Annotated in this window: 17 protein-coding genes; 8 read left to right on the top strand and 9 right to left on the bottom strand. The window is 69.8% G+C overall.

Going from position 1 to position 13,527, the window contains the following annotated elements; all coding sequences use genetic code 11:
• Positions 1-136: 136 nt before the first annotated feature.
• Both NE234_RS23335 and NE234_RS23330 read right to left on the bottom strand, forming a co-directional pair.
• The gene (locus tag NE234_RS23335; RefSeq protein WP_252782625.1) at positions 137-547 is read right to left on the bottom strand and encodes a hypothetical protein; all 411 of its coding nucleotides are present in this window, start codon (positions 545-547) and stop codon (positions 137-139) included.
• 299 nt (positions 548-846) lie between these two features.
• A complete protein-coding gene (locus NE234_RS23330) occupies positions 847-1,281 on the bottom strand; it encodes a winged helix-turn-helix transcriptional regulator (protein ID WP_252782624.1) in 435 nt (144 codons plus the stop codon).
• A 100-nt stretch (positions 1,282-1,381) separates the two neighbouring features.
• On the opposite strand from NE234_RS23330, the gene NE234_RS23325 reads away from it, so the two are divergent.
• Positions 1,382-2,260, top strand: coding sequence for an alpha/beta fold hydrolase (locus NE234_RS23325; RefSeq protein WP_252782623.1), 879 nt, complete (start codon positions 1,382-1,384; stop codon positions 2,258-2,260).
• Between the two features lie 54 nt (positions 2,261-2,314).
• Here the strand turns inward: NE234_RS23325 and NE234_RS23320 are convergent, their stop codons facing one another.
• The 3 genes from NE234_RS23320 to NE234_RS23310 all read right to left on the bottom strand — a co-directional run bounded on the left by NE234_RS23320 (position 2,315) and on the right by NE234_RS23310 (position 4,042).
• Complete coding sequence (locus NE234_RS23320; protein WP_252782622.1) at positions 2,315-2,770, bottom strand: phosphatase domain-containing protein; 456 nt, start codon at positions 2,768-2,770, stop codon at positions 2,315-2,317.
• Complete coding sequence (locus NE234_RS23315; RefSeq protein WP_252782621.1) at positions 2,767-3,339, bottom strand: CGNR zinc finger domain-containing protein; 573 nt, start codon at positions 3,337-3,339, stop codon at positions 2,767-2,769. The genes NE234_RS23320 and NE234_RS23315 overlap by 4 nt, the downstream gene beginning before the upstream one ends.
• A 343-nt stretch (positions 3,340-3,682) precedes the next feature.
• Positions 3,683-4,042: a DUF6086 family protein gene (locus tag NE234_RS23310; protein WP_252782620.1), complete on the bottom strand. Its 360-nt coding sequence runs from the start codon at positions 4,040-4,042 to the stop codon at positions 3,683-3,685.
• Between the two features lie 173 nt (positions 4,043-4,215).
• Between NE234_RS23310 and NE234_RS23305 the strand changes: the two genes are divergently transcribed.
• From NE234_RS23305 to NE234_RS23285, 5 genes are all read left to right on the top strand, one after another.
• Positions 4,216-5,010 carry a hypothetical protein gene (locus NE234_RS23305; RefSeq protein ID WP_252782619.1) on the top strand — a complete coding sequence of 265 codons (795 nt, stop codon included), beginning with the start codon at positions 4,216-4,218 and terminating at the stop codon, positions 5,008-5,010.
• 189 nt (positions 5,011-5,199) lie between these two features.
• On the top strand, positions 5,200-5,631 hold the full coding sequence (locus NE234_RS23300) for an SRPBCC domain-containing protein (protein ID WP_252782618.1): 432 nt from the start codon (positions 5,200-5,202) through the stop codon (positions 5,629-5,631).
• Positions 5,621-5,950, top strand: a complete 330-nt coding sequence (locus NE234_RS23295) for an ArsR/SmtB family transcription factor (RefSeq protein ID WP_252782617.1) — start codon at positions 5,621-5,623, stop codon at positions 5,948-5,950. Before NE234_RS23300 ends, NE234_RS23295 begins: the two co-directional genes overlap by 11 nt.
• Positions 5,951-6,042: 92 nt before the next feature.
• Positions 6,043-6,816 (top strand): DUF899 family protein, encoded by a 774-nt coding sequence (locus tag NE234_RS23290; protein ID WP_252782616.1) that lies wholly within the window; start codon positions 6,043-6,045, stop codon positions 6,814-6,816.
• 118 nt (positions 6,817-6,934) lie between these two features.
• Complete coding sequence (locus NE234_RS23285) at positions 6,935-8,431, top strand: glycoside hydrolase family 76 protein (protein ID WP_252782615.1); 1,497 nt, start codon at positions 6,935-6,937, stop codon at positions 8,429-8,431.
• 77 nt (positions 8,432-8,508) lie between these two features.
• Here the strand turns inward: NE234_RS23285 and NE234_RS23280 are convergent, their stop codons facing one another.
• Together NE234_RS23280 and NE234_RS23275 are read right to left on the bottom strand one after the other, a co-directional pair.
• The gene (locus tag NE234_RS23280) at positions 8,509-9,231 is read right to left on the bottom strand and encodes a helix-turn-helix transcriptional regulator (RefSeq protein ID WP_252782614.1); all 723 of its coding nucleotides are present in this window, start codon (positions 9,229-9,231) and stop codon (positions 8,509-8,511) included.
• Positions 9,232-9,246: 15 nt separating this feature from the next.
• Positions 9,247-10,179, bottom strand: a complete 933-nt coding sequence (locus NE234_RS23275) for an alpha/beta hydrolase (protein WP_252782613.1) — start codon at positions 10,177-10,179, stop codon at positions 9,247-9,249.
• Between the two features lie 391 nt (positions 10,180-10,570).
• Between NE234_RS23275 and NE234_RS23270 the strand changes: the two genes are divergently transcribed.
• Together NE234_RS23270 and NE234_RS23265 are read left to right on the top strand one after the other, a co-directional pair.
• A complete protein-coding gene (locus NE234_RS23270; protein ID WP_252782612.1) occupies positions 10,571-11,047 on the top strand; it encodes a hypothetical protein in 477 nt (158 codons plus the stop codon).
• Positions 11,048-11,118: 71 nt separating this feature from the next.
• Positions 11,119-11,553 (top strand): hypothetical protein, encoded by a 435-nt coding sequence (locus tag NE234_RS23265; RefSeq protein WP_252782611.1) that lies wholly within the window; start codon positions 11,119-11,121, stop codon positions 11,551-11,553.
• Positions 11,554-12,232: 679 nt separating this feature from the next.
• Here NE234_RS23265 and NE234_RS23260 read toward each other — a convergent pair.
• Both NE234_RS23260 and NE234_RS23255 read right to left on the bottom strand, forming a co-directional pair.
• A complete protein-coding gene (locus tag NE234_RS23260; RefSeq protein ID WP_252782610.1) occupies positions 12,233-12,760 on the bottom strand; it encodes a hypothetical protein in 528 nt (175 codons plus the stop codon).
• A 225-nt stretch (positions 12,761-12,985) separates the two neighbouring features.
• Positions 12,986-13,468 (bottom strand): cupin domain-containing protein, encoded by a 483-nt coding sequence (locus NE234_RS23255; RefSeq protein WP_252782609.1) that lies wholly within the window; start codon positions 13,466-13,468, stop codon positions 12,986-12,988.
• Between the last annotated feature and the right edge of the window lie 59 nt (positions 13,469-13,527).

Here is a 13,527-nt window from a genome sequence, read left to right as displayed (position 1 = left end):
GCCCACCGTACGGTCGGGCACAGCGGTGCGAACCAGATCCCTGTGGTCGGCCACGATCGCCGCCTTCCCATCGTGTCTACCGTGGTGTGCGCCGTTCCGGAGAGGCGGTCCGGCGGCGTGCGGTGTCGTCGATGCCTTAGCCGTAGTGCTCGTCCTTGAGCTTCCGGACCTCGGCTTGATGACGGGTCAGAACCTCACGGAACGCGGTGAGCAGGCCGGCCGTGAATGCCTCCTCGGGCACTCCCTGAATCGTGCCGTCCGCGATGCGTACGCGCCAGCGCGCGAGCGCTTGACTGGCCACCGCGATCCGCCCGTCCGGCGATCTGGCGGCCGTCTTGATCCCGGCGAGACTCCGGCGGAACTCCCGGTCCTCGAGTCCGTATTCGATGGCGTCGTCGTGCAGGACATCCGGGATCGCCGCGTCGATGAGCCTCGTCTGCGCGCGCACATATCCGGCCGTGACGCGCATCGCCAGCCGGGAGAGCTCCTGCGCCAACGCGGTCTCGGAGTAGTGCCGGTACTCACCCGGACGGAATGCGATTTCCATTTTCTCGCCTTGATCGCCGAAAGTGGCGCTTATCCGTCCGTCGGGCGACGTGGCGGTGACGGTCAGGGAGAGGAGTCCGCTCGCAAGGTCATCATTCATTATGCGTAGCCTCCTCGGATCTGACCGCATGCCCGGACCTCGGCTCGCGCTCCCCGTCGCCGACCCAGGTAACCCCGTAGTTGACCGGCGGTAAGCCTAGGCCACCGGCAAGATGCAGATCAAGTTTTCGGGTGGGGACCGGCTGATCGCGGAGTCCGATGATTCGGACCTGCAAAAGTCAATCGAATTCCGCTCGGGGACTACCCCTCGGTGTCGGCGGCCGGGGCTCGGCCGGCCGTGTTGGCGCGGTCGATCTCCGCCATGTGCTCCTCGGCCCAGTTCCTGACCGCGGCCAGCACGGCCTCCAGTGACAGGCCCAGGTCCGTGAGCCGGTAGTGGACGCGCGGCGGCACGGTCGGCTCCACCCGGCGGACGACCAGGCCGTCGCGGGCCAGGCTCTGCAGCGTCGTGGACAGCATCTTCTGGGAGACGCCGGGCATCCGCCGCTGGAGTTCGGCGAAGCGCACCTCCTGCGGGGACGCTTCCGCCAGGACCTTGACCGCCATGGACGTCCACTTGGTGCCGATGCGGTCCAGCAGCCGACGGGTCGGACACCCGGGGTCGAAGAGGTCGCCGCGCGCTCCCTTCGGCGTACGGCCCGGAGAGTTCGGCGTACGGGCCGGGGAGGAGGTCACCCGGAGTTCACCACCTGTCGAGGAAGTGCCGTCTTGGAGGGAGATCCCAGGTTACCTAACCTCCCCTTGTAACCATTGGTGACCACATGGAGAAGAGGCCATGCCCGGCACAGCCCCCTCGCACCACTCCGCACCCGACCTCGTCCTGCGCCGGGTGCCGGTCAACGGCATCGAGGTGAACGTGGCGATCGCCGGGGATGGGCCCGCCGTCCTGCTGCTGCACGGCTTCCCGCACACCTGGCGACTGTGGACCGACGTCATCGCCGGCCTCTCCGGGCGGTACCGCGTCATCGCGCCGGACCTGCGGGGATTCGGCGCCAGCACGAGGGCGCCGGACGGCTACGACGCGGGCACCCTCGCCACCGACGCCGAACACCTCCTCGACGCCCTGGGCGAACCCACGGCGGCGGTCGTCGGCATCGACGCGGGCACCCCGCCGGCGTTCCTGCTCGGGATGCGGCGGCCCGACCTCGTACGGCGGCTCGTCCTCATGGAGTCACTGCTGGGCCGGTTGCCCGGTGCCGAGGCCTTCCTCGCCGGTGGGGCGCCGTGGTGGTTCGGCTTCCACTCGGTTCCGGGCCTCGCGGAGACGGTCCTGGCCGGGCACGAAGCCGAGTACATCGACTGGTTCCTCGGCTCCGGCACCCGCGGGCGCGGCGTGCCCAGCGCGATCCGGGACGCGTTCGTCAACGCGTACACCGGAAGCGACGCCCTGCGCTGCGCCTTCTCCTACTACCGGGCCCTGCCCACCAGCGCGCGGCAGATCCAGGACGCCGTCGACTCTCACCGGCTCACCGTGCCCACCATGGCCATCGGCGCCCATCCCGTCGGGAACGCCCTCGAACGCCAGCTGCGACCGGTCAGCGACGACCTCGTCGGCCACCTCATCGACGACTGCGGCCACATCATCCCGTTGGACCGCCCCGACGCCCTGCTCCCGCTGCTGACGTCGTTCCTCGCCGCCGACCGGCACGCGTGACGTCGTTCGCGCACGTCGGTGGCGATCCGGCCGAGGCCGTGCCGGTGGGCTCCGTCAGCGGTCGGGGATGACGCGCGGGAAGCGGGTCACCCAGCGGCGTTGCCAGGGGGTCTCCACGGCTTTGGGGTGGTGGTGTTCGCGGGTCCAGGTGACCGCGTCGGCGGGGTCCACTCCGGACAGGATGGCCAGACAGGCGATGACCGTGCCGGTACGGCCGACGCCGCCGCCGCACGCGACCTCGGCCAGCGCGCCGGCCCTCGCCTGTCCGTGCAGGTGGTGAATCCGCCGGACGGCCTCGTCAGGGTCGCGGGGCAGCAGGAAGTCGGGCCAGTCGATCCAGGTGTGGGACCAGGGCAACGCGGCCTCGTGGCGGCGGCGAAGCCGGCCGGACCCGAGGTAAAGGCCGACGTCGGGCGTAGGCCCTTCGGGTCGTGGGCGGCGCAGGCCACGGCCGCGGACGTGGACGCCGTCGGGCAGGCGGACGCTGCCGGGCAGCGGTGAGATGCTCATCGGAGCAGGGTCCCTTCGCGTTGGCGCGCGCGGTGGTTGGCGACGTTGACGCGGTTACCGCACAGGTCGGGCATGCAGTAGCGGCGGCGTCCGGCCCGGCTGACGTCGGCGAACACCCCTCGACAGCCGGGGGCCGCGCAGGGACGGAAGCGCTCGTGCCCCAGCGTTCGTACGACCCCCAGGATGCCGATGGCGACGAGCGCGGCCAGTTCGTCCGCGAGGGAGGCCTCCGGCGTGGTGGGCACCCGCCATTCCCACCGTCCCTCGTCATCCCGTTCCAGGATCGGAGGCAGCCCGGCACGCCGGATCAGCACGGTCGCCCCGGCGACGGCCTGGTCGGCGGTCTCGGTCTCGATGATCCCCCGCACCTCGCGGCGGAGGAAGTGCACCTGCCGGACGTCCTCATCGGTGGGCGGATCATCGCGTCGCAGCCGGTGCGCGGCGAGGAAATCCGCCAGCGCGCTCAGGCCGGGCAGCCCGTCTCCGTCGGCCCGCACGGTGGGCGAGGTGGCGACCAGTTCGTTCGCGACCGCCACGCCCCACGCGTAGTCGTCTAGGGGGATCTTCACGCCACCTCCTGAGTAATAGGTATAGCAGCTTTATAAGCCTTACATCTCCGTTGATGGCGCGAACGCCGCGCCCTGATCGTCGGGGCGGTCGTCGCCGTGCTGGTCGGCCGAGGTGATGACAGGAGGCATCCGGTCGCGGACCCGACCACGCCGTACGCGGGTTCCCTTCCCGCCGTCGCCTTCATACCGACACCGACACCGAGTGGTCCCTTCAAGCCCACGGTGTCGGGTTGGCAGGTGATCTCAGCCTCCGCGAAGAACGGCCTGTCCTACGACGTTCCGGCGGACTGGAAGGGCAATGGCGGGGATACCGCGATCGGCCTCGCCAGGTGAGCCCGCAGGTCTAGGAGGGCATCGCCTTGGCGTGCTCGGAGATGTCCTCGACGAACTCGCGCTCCTCGTCGTTGGAGGGCGTCACCGGCCTCCCCGCGCGCGCCAGCAGGACGAGGGACGTGAGCAGCCAGCCGTGAAGCTGGCTGCGGTACACCCGGTTCGTGGAGTTGAAGTACTCCTTGTAGGCCACCTCGACCAAGGCGCCGAACGGCTCGGGGGCGATCTCGAAGACGTCCTCGGCGATCGTCCTGACACCGGTCGCCCGGCCTCCGCCCGCCGCGAGGCACTTCGTCATCCCGACGTACAACCGGCCGGCCTCCGCGGACGGGGTCCAGACGCTCTCTTCCCCGATCCTGAACAGGCAGCTCACCGTGACCCCTCCGGAGACAGCGCGATCGAACTCTGATCGTTGACGGCCCCGTTGATGCCCGATCGAGCGCCGGACATGCGTGACGTTCAGGAGGAGTCCGCGCAGTGCCTGGAGGTGGGCTTCGAACACCAGAAGATCTCACCAGGCCCCCACATACAGGCTTTCATAGAGCAATGGCGGATGACGACGCTCGACCGCAGACCTCGACTCAGCCGGGTGAGGGAACAGAGGGCGCGGATACCGCGGTACGCCGGGCGCGGTCGAGAACGGGCATCGCCCTCACGCTGATGGCGGTCGTGCTCGTGTCGGCGGTCGCAGCCTCGATCTGGTGCTTCGGAGCAGGCGGCACGGGATCGAAACCCAGGCCGTCACCGCACGCGGTTGCGAGGGGCAGGCTGCCTCCGGACGAGGCGGTGGTCGATCGCGACGGCGTGATCCGAGAATTGCCGTATGTGTGCGGTGCTTTCCGCGCAGGTCTTCCGTCTCTGGCGCGCTCGATGAAGTTGCTCTACTCGTACGGCGAGTACAGTGCGGCTGAACTCCCCGGAACACGGGGTGGCATTTATCAGACCTGCGGGGGCGATCCTCCGCTCGACCAGGCGTACGACCGCCATCTTGACGCCAACGCCACCCGGTTCGCGACAGTCGCAGAGGCCAAGGAGATATTCGAACGCCGTCTCACCTCTGATGTCCACGGCGGTAAGGCCATCGTGAATCCCGGGGTGGCGGGAGCTCCCGAGAAGGTGTCCGACCTCGGCGACCAGGCCTATGCGATGCGCTTGAGGTCGGATGGCGTTCAAATGGACCTGCGGATAGGCAACGTCGTCATCTGGTTGGACTGGGCGGGCTCCGACGGCCCGGCTGCGGTGAGTCCGCCGCCCGCTCAAAAGGGTCTCTCGTACGGGCAGGCGCGACAGGAGGCGCTCCATCTCGCCCGAGCTCTCCTCGAACGCTTCCCCCGTCGATAAGGCGCGCCTGGTGCGCTGATGCGGCCGGGGGCAGTGGATCAACGCAGGCCTCGCGTGCTGAGAATCCTTCGCCGCACACCCTCGCCACCATGGGCGGCAGCGCTCTGGGCTCAACCGGGTCTTGATGCAACCGATCGGTTGCGACTAGTGTGGCAACCGATCGGTTGCAACTCGTCTGAGGAGGCTGTCGTGGGTTTTCCTGACCGCATCGAACGGACCGTCGAGGTCACCGCACCGCCGAGCAAGGTGTGGGCGGCGCTCACCACCGCCGAGGGGCTGGCCTCCTGGTTCGGCGACGGGGCGACCATCGACCTGCGCCCGGGCGGCGCGGCCCGGATGACGTGGACCGGCGGTCAATCCGTCGACATGCGGGTCGAACGGGTCGAGGAGCCGACGGTGTTCGGGTTCACCTGGCAGATCCAGGAACTGCCGAAGGACGATTCACGCCGCACGTACGTCGAGTTCACCCTCGAACCGCTCGGCGCGGGCACCCGGCTCACCGTGGTCGAGACCGGCTTCGCCCAGCTCCCCGAGGACGTCCACCGCAAGGAGTACGACGCCCACACCCAGGGCTGGGCGAGCGAACTGGGCGAGCTGGTCGCCCACCTCGATGCCGCCTGACATCGAAGCGGTGGCCGAGCAGGTCTTCGTCGCCCTGGCCGACCCGACCCGGCGCGCCGTCCTGGCCGAACTGGCCTCGACGGGCCCGGCCACGGCCACCGACCTGGCCGCCCGGCTGCCCATCACGCGGCAGGCGGTCGCCAAGCACCTGGCCCTGCTCACCGACGCCGGCCTGGTCACGGCCGAGCCGGGGGAGCGGCGCCGGGTGCGGTACCGGCTCCGCTCCGAGCCGATGCGGGTGGCGCAGCAGTTCCTGGCGGCCCTCGCCCGCGACTGGGACGGCCGCCTCGACGCGCTGAAGAACCACCTCGACCAGTGACCCTCGCCCGGCGACGGCGACCGGAGCGGGAGACGAACGAACGAATCGACGGAGACGCCGCCGCCCACCGCGGCGGCGTTCGGAGGCGCTCAATGAACGACGACTCGACGAACACGGGCCTGCCGGCGGTGGTCGACCGGGCCACCTGGCAGGCCGAACTGGACGCGCTGCGGGTACGGGAGAAGGCCCACACCCGTGCGGGCGACGCGATCGCGGCGGCCCGCCGCCGGCTGCCGATGGTGGAGGTGGACTCCACCATCCCGCTCATCGGCCCGCACGGACCGGTTACGCTGCTGGACGCCTTCGAGGGACGCCGGCAGCTGATCGCCTACTTCCACATGTGGCACACCGGCCACCCCGCCGCCGAGCAGTGTGAGGGCTGCACGTTCTACAACGGGCAGGTCCGCGAGCTGTCCTACCTGCACTCCCGCGACGTCACGTACGCCACGTTCTGCCAGGGCCCGTACGAGGAGAGCGTCCGCTACCGCGACTTCATGGGCTGGGACGTGCCCTGGTACTCCGTGCGGGACTCCGCCGACCGTCTGCTCCCCGGACGCCAGGTCGGCATGTTCCACCTGGTCTGCTACCTGCGGGACGGCGACCGGGTCTTCGAGACCTACTGGACCAACGGTCGCGGCGTCGAGGCGATGGACTACAGCTACGCGCTCATGGACCTGACCGCGTACGGACGGCAGGAGACCTGGGAGGACTCGCCCGCCGGCCGGCCGCAGAAGTGGGACGCCGCCACCGGTGACACGATCCGCACCGACGGACGCCCCACCGCCCAGTGGTCCCGCCTGCGGTCCGGCAGCTCCGACGACCTGAGCACCTCCGGAGACCGAGCGCACGACCGGACGGAGAGCTAGCCGAATCGAATCGAGCCGGCGATCGCGTCGGCCGTTGACCGGTACTGCTCCGGCAGAGCGACGACCGTCATCCGCTTTGACCATTGACGTGACCGTCTGTCCGGATCAATAGTCGGTCATGTCGTCCTCCCGCCCCGCTCCAGGCCGACGGAGCCCCGCCCGCCCATCGATTCGCCGGTTCATCCGCCTGCTGACGACCGCCTCCCTCCTCGCCGCCGCCGCGATCCCCGCATTCGCCGGTACGAGCGCGGCCGCCGCGTCCATCTGCGACAAGTACTGCGACGGCCGCGACCCGGCCCTGACCGCCGGCGACCGTACGCCCGTCCAGGCCACCATCTACTCGCGGCAGATCACGCTTCACTTCGACGACGCCGACGACATGGCCTGGGCGAGCACCGACAACGGCAATCCGGCCGACGAGGTGTGGCTGGACCGCTCGTTCGACGGCGGACAGAGCTGGAGCCAGGGCAGCAAGCTCGGCGACACCACCGTCCCGAGCGGCAACCGAGGCTGGCGCACCCTCATGTACAACGTCGACGACTGGAACAACCGCGGCGTCGGCGCGGTACGCGCCTGCGGCAAGGCCGGCGACCGCGCCGAGATCGCCTGCACCCCCTGGGCCCGTACGACCTGGAACGCCGGCAGCCGCTCCACCGCCGCGGCGACCGCGCTGATGATGTACTACAACAACGGCACCGGCCTGTGGAACACCACCAACTGGTGGAACTCCGCCAACGCGCTGACCGCCATCATCGACAACGTCCGGGTCAGCGGAATGGGCAGCTACAAGTACGCGGTCGCCACCACGTACGACGACAACCTCTCCGCGCAGGGCGGCCAGTTCCGCAACGACTACATGGACGACACCGGCTGGTGGGGGCTCACCTGGGTCGACGCGTACGACCTGACCGGCGACGGCCGCTACCTGAACACCGCCAAGACCGACGCCGACTGGATGACCTCCTACAGCGACGGCACCTGCGGCGGCGGCGTCTGGTGGCGCACCCAGCGCGACTACAAGAACGCCATCACCAACGAGCTGTACCTTCAGCTCACCGCCGCCCTGCACAACCGCATCCCCGGCGACACCAAGTACCTCGACCAGGCGAAGAACGAATGGTCCTGGTTCAAGGCCTCCGGGATGATCAACTCAGCCCACCTGATCAACGACGGCCTGACCACGTCGACGTGCAAGAACAACGGCCAGCCGGTCTACACCTACAACCAGGGCGTCATCCTGAACGGCCTGACCGAGCTGTACCGCGCCACCGGCGACGCCGGCGTGCTCACCGACGCCCGGACCCTCGCGGGCGCCTCCACGACCGACCCGACCCTCAACCCGAACGGCATCCTCGCCGACCCGGGCGAACCCCAGTCCAACGGCGGCGCGGACGGCCCGTCGTTCAAGGGCGTGTACGCCCGCGGCCTGGCCGCCCTGAACAAGACGCTGAGCGACCACCCCTACACCGCCTACCTGACCCGCCAGGCGAACTCGGCCTACACCCACGACCGCAACCCTCTGGACCAGTACGGCTACCACTGGGCCGGCCCGCTGGACTCCACCGACGCCGCCCGCCAGCAGAGCGCCGTCGACCTGATGAACGCCGCCGGCTGATCTCCCGCACCGGCCGAGCCGGATCCCTCGCGCCCACGGCGGAGATGACAGTGCGCCGGCCGGGCCGGCGCACCTCGTCATTCCGCGGCGGGCGTGAGGGAGGCCAGTGCGGCGGGGCGTACCGCGTCGGCGCCGACCGAGCCGAGCAGCAGTTCGGCCAGGTCGTGGGGGCGTGCCCGGTCACCGGTCGGAACGGCCGCCGTGATCCGGTCGAGTCGGAAGCCGCGGCCGGCCCGGCGGGTGCGGCACCAGGCGATGAGGTACCAGCGGCCGCCGGCGGTGAGCAGCCCGGCCGGTTCGACGACGCGGGTGCTCTCGCGGCCTGCCGCGTCGGTGTAGGACAGGCGCAGCGCTGTTTCGTCGGCGAGGGCCTGCTCCACCGCCGTACGGATCGCGGAGTCGCCGCGCGGGGGCAGGGCGACGATCCGGGCGGCGAGTCTCCGGGCGGCCACCGAGGCGGGACCCGCCATCGACGACGCGATCTTCTGAGCCGCCGTGCGGACCGCGCCGGCGTAGGGAGTGCAGGCGTCGGCGACGGCGAGCACGGCGGTCAGCGCCGAGGCCTCATCGGCGGTGAGATGGATCGGAGGCAGGGTCATCTCCGGGTCGATCGACCAGCCTCCGCCTCGTCCGGGTACGGAACGCACCGGGACACCGGCCTCCATCAGCGCCTGCAGGTCCCGCTGGACCGTGCGCGTGCTGACCTCGAACCGCGCGGCGAGCGCCGCGACCGTCAGCGGCCGCCGCCTCGCCGCGCGCAACTCCTCCACCAGCGCGTACAGCCGGGCGGTTCGGTTCATGCGCCGACGTTACCGTCACGCGGAGGCCAGGAAGTCCCGCTGTCGTCGCAGCTCGCGTTCGGTGACGGTCAGGGGGAACAGGGTGAAGCCGTGCATCGCCCCGGCGACGACCCCGAGCCGCGCGGACGCACCCGCCGCCTCCCACCGCGCGGCCAGGAACAACGAGTCGTCCAGCAGCGGATCCTCGGCGCCGACGACGATCCGGGCCGGCGGCATCCCCACCAGATCCGCGAACAGTGGCGAGACCTCGGGGTCACGGCGCTGCTCTTCCCCCATCCCCGGCGTGAACAGTTCATAGCTGCCCCGAAGGGAGTCGGTGTTGCTCAGCAACCGCCGGGCGCCGAACCTCCGCTGGCTCGGTGTCATCGACAGGTCGTACGGGCCGAACAGCAGGTGGGCCGCCCGGAACGCGCCGGTGACGCCGTACCGGTCGCGAAGGCGCAGCAGGGTCAGCACGCTGAGGTGGGCACCGGCCGATTCACCGCCGATCATCAGCCGTTCGGTACCGAACTCGCCGGCGGCGTTCTCGACCAGCCACCGGGCGGCTGCCTCGCAGTCGTCGGGCCCGGCGGGGTACGGGTGCTCCGGCGCGAGGCGGTAGTCGACGCTCACCACCGCCAGCCGTGCCTGCTCGGCGAGCCGCCAGAGCCGTTCGTCCTGCCCGTCCGCGGAACCGAACGCCCAGCCGCCTCCGTGAATGTGGAGGTACACGCCGTCGACGCGGTCCGGTGCGAAGATTCGTACCTTCACTCCGCCCTCGACGACGCGGTCCCGGCCCTGCGGCAGTCGCACCGGTGGGGTGTCGCCGCCGAGCCGGTTGCGCCGCAGGTATGCCAGCGTGGCCGCGTCCGGTGCGCGCCCGCGAGCGGGACGGCTCGCGGCGGCGGCCTCGAACTGCTCGTTGAACGCCAGGGTCTCGGGCAGGCAGTCCTCATCTGTGATCGTCATGCCGTCGAGAGTCGCAGGCGTCCGCGACAACACCCTGTCACCCTTTCTTCGTGAGCCGCGTCACGATCGGCCGGCACCGCACGCAGCCCGTGGGCCACCCGCCAGGCGCGAAGACCACTGCTCCGGTGCCACCGTTGGCAAGGCTCTCGCGGACGAGATGGGAGCCGCCGGATGGTGGAACCTTCACCACCTCGGATCTGGCGAAGGCCGCGTCCAATGGAGGAGCTTGGTTTGGGACGCAGGGCGGAGCTTGATATGACGTTCGGGGCGCCGGTCGGTGTCGATCGCACCCTGAAAGAGCTTGGCAAGGGCGGCTGGAGCGCCGTGAAAGACGACGAGTCTTCTCCATGTCACTGTTGGTCAGCGCTAGCGGCACGAGAAGAGACAAGCGATGCTCGAAGTTGTCAGGATCCATGGGCGCTCCGTCGCGGCGTCCATCCTTTTAGGCGTGACCGCGGCCCTACTCACGGCGTGCGCGCATGCGAAGGAGATCTACGCCACCACCTGCTCATCGCCGAAGGTGACCTTCGTCATCGGAATCAAGCAGATCCTGGCCGGCTCCTGCAGCGATGAGTACGTCGCTCAGCCGACGGAGACGATCCACGTCGGCCAGCGCATCCAGGTCACCGCCCGCGCCGGCGAGGCGATGCCCTTCAGCGACGACCAACGAGTACTCCGCGAGATCTCCCGCACCCGTGACCGCAGGACCGCTGAGTATCAGGCGGTTCGGCCTGGAACTGCCGGACTCGACATTCACTACGGTCCGCCATGCCCCGACGCCGAAGCAACAGGTGAGTCCACCTCACCTCGCTTCTCCGGCACGGACGTCTGTGCCCTGCTGGCGCTCCGGGTCCTCCCAGCGAAATGAAAGCGACTCAGCGCGGTCATCTCGGTCAAGCTGCGAGCGATGCTCCGGCCCGGAGCCGTCGGCGCTCCGTCATGGCGCTCCTTGCCCTCGGAATGACCGCGGCGCCGCTGGTGTCGTGCGCGCACGCCAAGAGGCCGTACGTCACGACCTGTCCGCCGCCGAGGGCGGTCTTCGTCATCGGCGACAAGCGGATCGCGGCCAGCCACTGCAGTGACGAGTACATCGCTCAGCCGACGGAGACCGTCCACGTCGGCCAGCGCATCGAGGTCGTCACCCGCGCCGGCGAGGCGATGCCCTTCAGCGATGACCAGCGAGTACTCCGCGAGGTCTCCCGCACCCGTGACCGCCGGACCGCTGCATTCCAGGCGCTCCGGCCCGGCCATGCCGGCCTCGACCTCCACTACGGTCCCCCGTGTCCCGACTCCGAAGGAACGGGCGAATCAACCGCGCCGCGCCACCCCGGCACGAACCTCTGCGTCCTGCTGCCGATCCGGGTCATCGGGTGAATCATGGACGACGCGTACGTCCGTGGCCTGGCCGCTCTGAAGAAGGCGCTGAGCAGCCACCCCCGGTACCGCCAGGCGGACTCGGCCCCGGGGACCGTCAGCTGCAGTCGAAGTCCTCATGTGGACTGGTCACGTAGTTCGACGTCGACCCGCCCCAATGGGTGACGATGGTCAGCCAGCTGTCGGTGACGAACTCATGCTTCGCCGAGTGCCAAGGGCATTTGTAGGACAACGGGTGTGCAGCGGGCGAGGCGTGTGGGCGCTGAACCAGCACCCTTCCACCGCTCGCTCGGCGGTCGCCCGCGGGCCGGCGAACGCCTGCTCGGAGTCGGGCCGCGGGGGTGGCGCGCTCGGGTCGGGGACCGGTGTGGCAGAAGCGTAGGCCGCCCCCACGAGACTGCAGGCGAAGACCATCGCGACCGGCCCCATCAACGTCCTGGCGAGCACCATTCTTCCCCTCTCGTAGGCTGTAAGGAGACTCCGCGTGGCCGAAATAAAGTTCGGACGCATTGCCGGGGGAGCCGCATCGCCGGAACAGAAGGGATTCAATCCGTGTGGCGCGACGAATGTCGCGGAAAATGAGAACGATGGCGATTCACCGAGGTAGAGCAGTGTGCGGCGAATCGGCGTCGGGTCATGGTGGTCGACCTGAAACAGTGGGTTCGCGCCGGTCTGTCGCCTAGCGAGCCTTCAGCCGGACGAATGGAATCAGGCGCTGCTTCCTGATCTCGTACCGCTCGTTGAGCGCGGCGCCCTTGAGCAGGCGGGCTACCACCTCGGTCTGGTCCGCCTCCCTGATCGGGCCGACGTGCGCGTTCAACTCTCGTGTCGTCGCACTGTCGCGGACCTGCTCGCGGAGCCGCTGGGCCTCCTCGGCGTCCGCCTCTCCTTCGCCGGCGATCGCGATGGCCGAACGCGAGGTGCCCTCCTGGATCTCCAGCGTGACGTTCGTGGCGTTGCGCATGTCGCCCAGCCATCGCGGTTCGGGTGCGCGCTCCGGTACGAGCAGGATCAAGTCGTCGCCGTCCCGCAGGTAACCGACCAATGGGGAATCGAGCTCGGGGACTTGGCCGATCTCGGTGAGCCGCGCATGGGGTATCCCCCTGAAACTGTAGGGCACCACGCGTCTCCGGGAGATCCGGAAAACGACCACATTCACGGCGCCGATGATGTGGATCAAGGCGGCATCCAAGGCGGCGTACGGCATGAGCGCTCTCCCCGTCGAAGGCTCCACGTTCCACTGAGCACCATAATCCGGCAGGCCTCCGGATGGGGGGCGCGGCATGGCGAAATCCCGGAACAGTGGCGAAGGCGTGCCCGAAGGGAGAATTCGGTACATCGATCGGCGGCTTCGCCCTGCCGGTAGCGGGTGACCCGCCCGTACGACCAATGCGGTTCATGCGCCGGGACACACCGCGGCGCGTCGGGGAGGTCAGCGCTCCGGGAGCGGCCCGATCAGCTCGATGCCGTACTCGGCCCCCAGCGCCCGGATCCGCTCCGGCGTCCCCGCGTCCGTCTCGATCGCGCGATGCATGTCGCGGAAGAAGCCCTCCGGCCCGCCGGGGATGATCGCCGTCAGCTTGCGCCCGCCCGCCGGCCCCGCACGCAGCCCGTGGACCAGCCCGCCGGGTACGAAGACCACCGCCCCGGTGCCGGCCGGCAACCACTCGCCGGCGACGTAGAAGTCGTAGTGCCCGTCGAGGATGTACCAGAGCTCGGCGACGTCGTGCCGGTGCAGGGGTGTGGCGAACCCGGGCGCGTCGACGCCCTCCAGCAGCCCGAGTCCGCCACCGGTCGACTCCGCGGACGCCTTGATCCTCATCGTCGAGCCCTCGGACGCCGCCGGCTCTCCCTCACCCGCGGCCAGAACGTACGGGCGCAGCGGCCGTCCCGACGTGTCGTTCTCAACGGCCATCGTCAGGCGCCCGGGAGTTCGACCGCGGTCATGAGCGCACGGCGCAGGGACGGAGAAGT

Source organism: Actinoallomurus rhizosphaericola (assembly GCF_024055675.1).
GTDB classification, from domain to species: Bacteria; Actinomycetota; Actinomycetes; order Streptosporangiales; family Streptosporangiaceae; genus Actinoallomurus; species Actinoallomurus soli.
The sequence above is the reverse complement of the archived record's forward strand: the minus strand, read 5'-3'. Positions and strand labels throughout refer to the sequence as shown.

What these genes read in the sequence shown, in the direction of transcription:
- NE234_RS23260 (WP_252782610.1), bottom strand. Translation starts at nt 12,760, where the DNA reads ATGCCGTACGCCGCCTTGGATGCCGCCTTGATCCACATCATCGGCGCC.
- NE234_RS23325 (WP_252782623.1), top strand. Translation starts at nt 1,382, where the DNA reads ATGCCCGGCACAGCCCCCTCGCACCACTCCGCACCCGACCTCGTCCTG.
- NE234_RS23285 (WP_252782615.1), top strand. Translation starts at nt 6,935, where the DNA reads ATGTCGTCCTCCCGCCCCGCTCCAGGCCGACGGAGCCCCGCCCGCCCA.
- NE234_RS23335 (WP_252782625.1), bottom strand. Translation starts at nt 547, where the DNA reads ATGGAAATCGCATTCCGTCCGGGTGAGTACCGGCACTACTCCGAGACC.
- NE234_RS23290 (WP_252782616.1), top strand. Translation starts at nt 6,043, where the DNA reads ATGAACGACGACTCGACGAACACGGGCCTGCCGGCGGTGGTCGACCGG.
- NE234_RS23265 (WP_252782611.1), top strand. Translation starts at nt 11,119, where the DNA reads ATGGCGCTCCTTGCCCTCGGAATGACCGCGGCGCCGCTGGTGTCGTGC.
- NE234_RS23275 (WP_252782613.1), bottom strand. Translation starts at nt 10,179, where the DNA reads ATGACGATCACAGATGAGGACTGCCTGCCCGAGACCCTGGCGTTCAAC.
- NE234_RS23320 (WP_252782622.1), bottom strand. Translation starts at nt 2,770, where the DNA reads ATGAGCATCTCACCGCTGCCCGGCAGCGTCCGCCTGCCCGACGGCGTC.
- NE234_RS23295 (WP_252782617.1), top strand. Translation starts at nt 5,621, where the DNA reads ATGCCGCCTGACATCGAAGCGGTGGCCGAGCAGGTCTTCGTCGCCCTG.
- NE234_RS23255 (WP_252782609.1), bottom strand. Translation starts at nt 13,468, where the DNA reads ATGGCCGTTGAGAACGACACGTCGGGACGGCCGCTGCGCCCGTACGTT.
- NE234_RS23270 (WP_252782612.1), top strand. Translation starts at nt 10,571, where the DNA reads ATGCTCGAAGTTGTCAGGATCCATGGGCGCTCCGTCGCGGCGTCCATC.
- NE234_RS23280 (WP_252782614.1), bottom strand. Translation starts at nt 9,231, where the DNA reads ATGAACCGAACCGCCCGGCTGTACGCGCTGGTGGAGGAGTTGCGCGCG.
- NE234_RS23305 (WP_252782619.1), top strand. Translation starts at nt 4,216, where the DNA reads ATGGCGGATGACGACGCTCGACCGCAGACCTCGACTCAGCCGGGTGAG.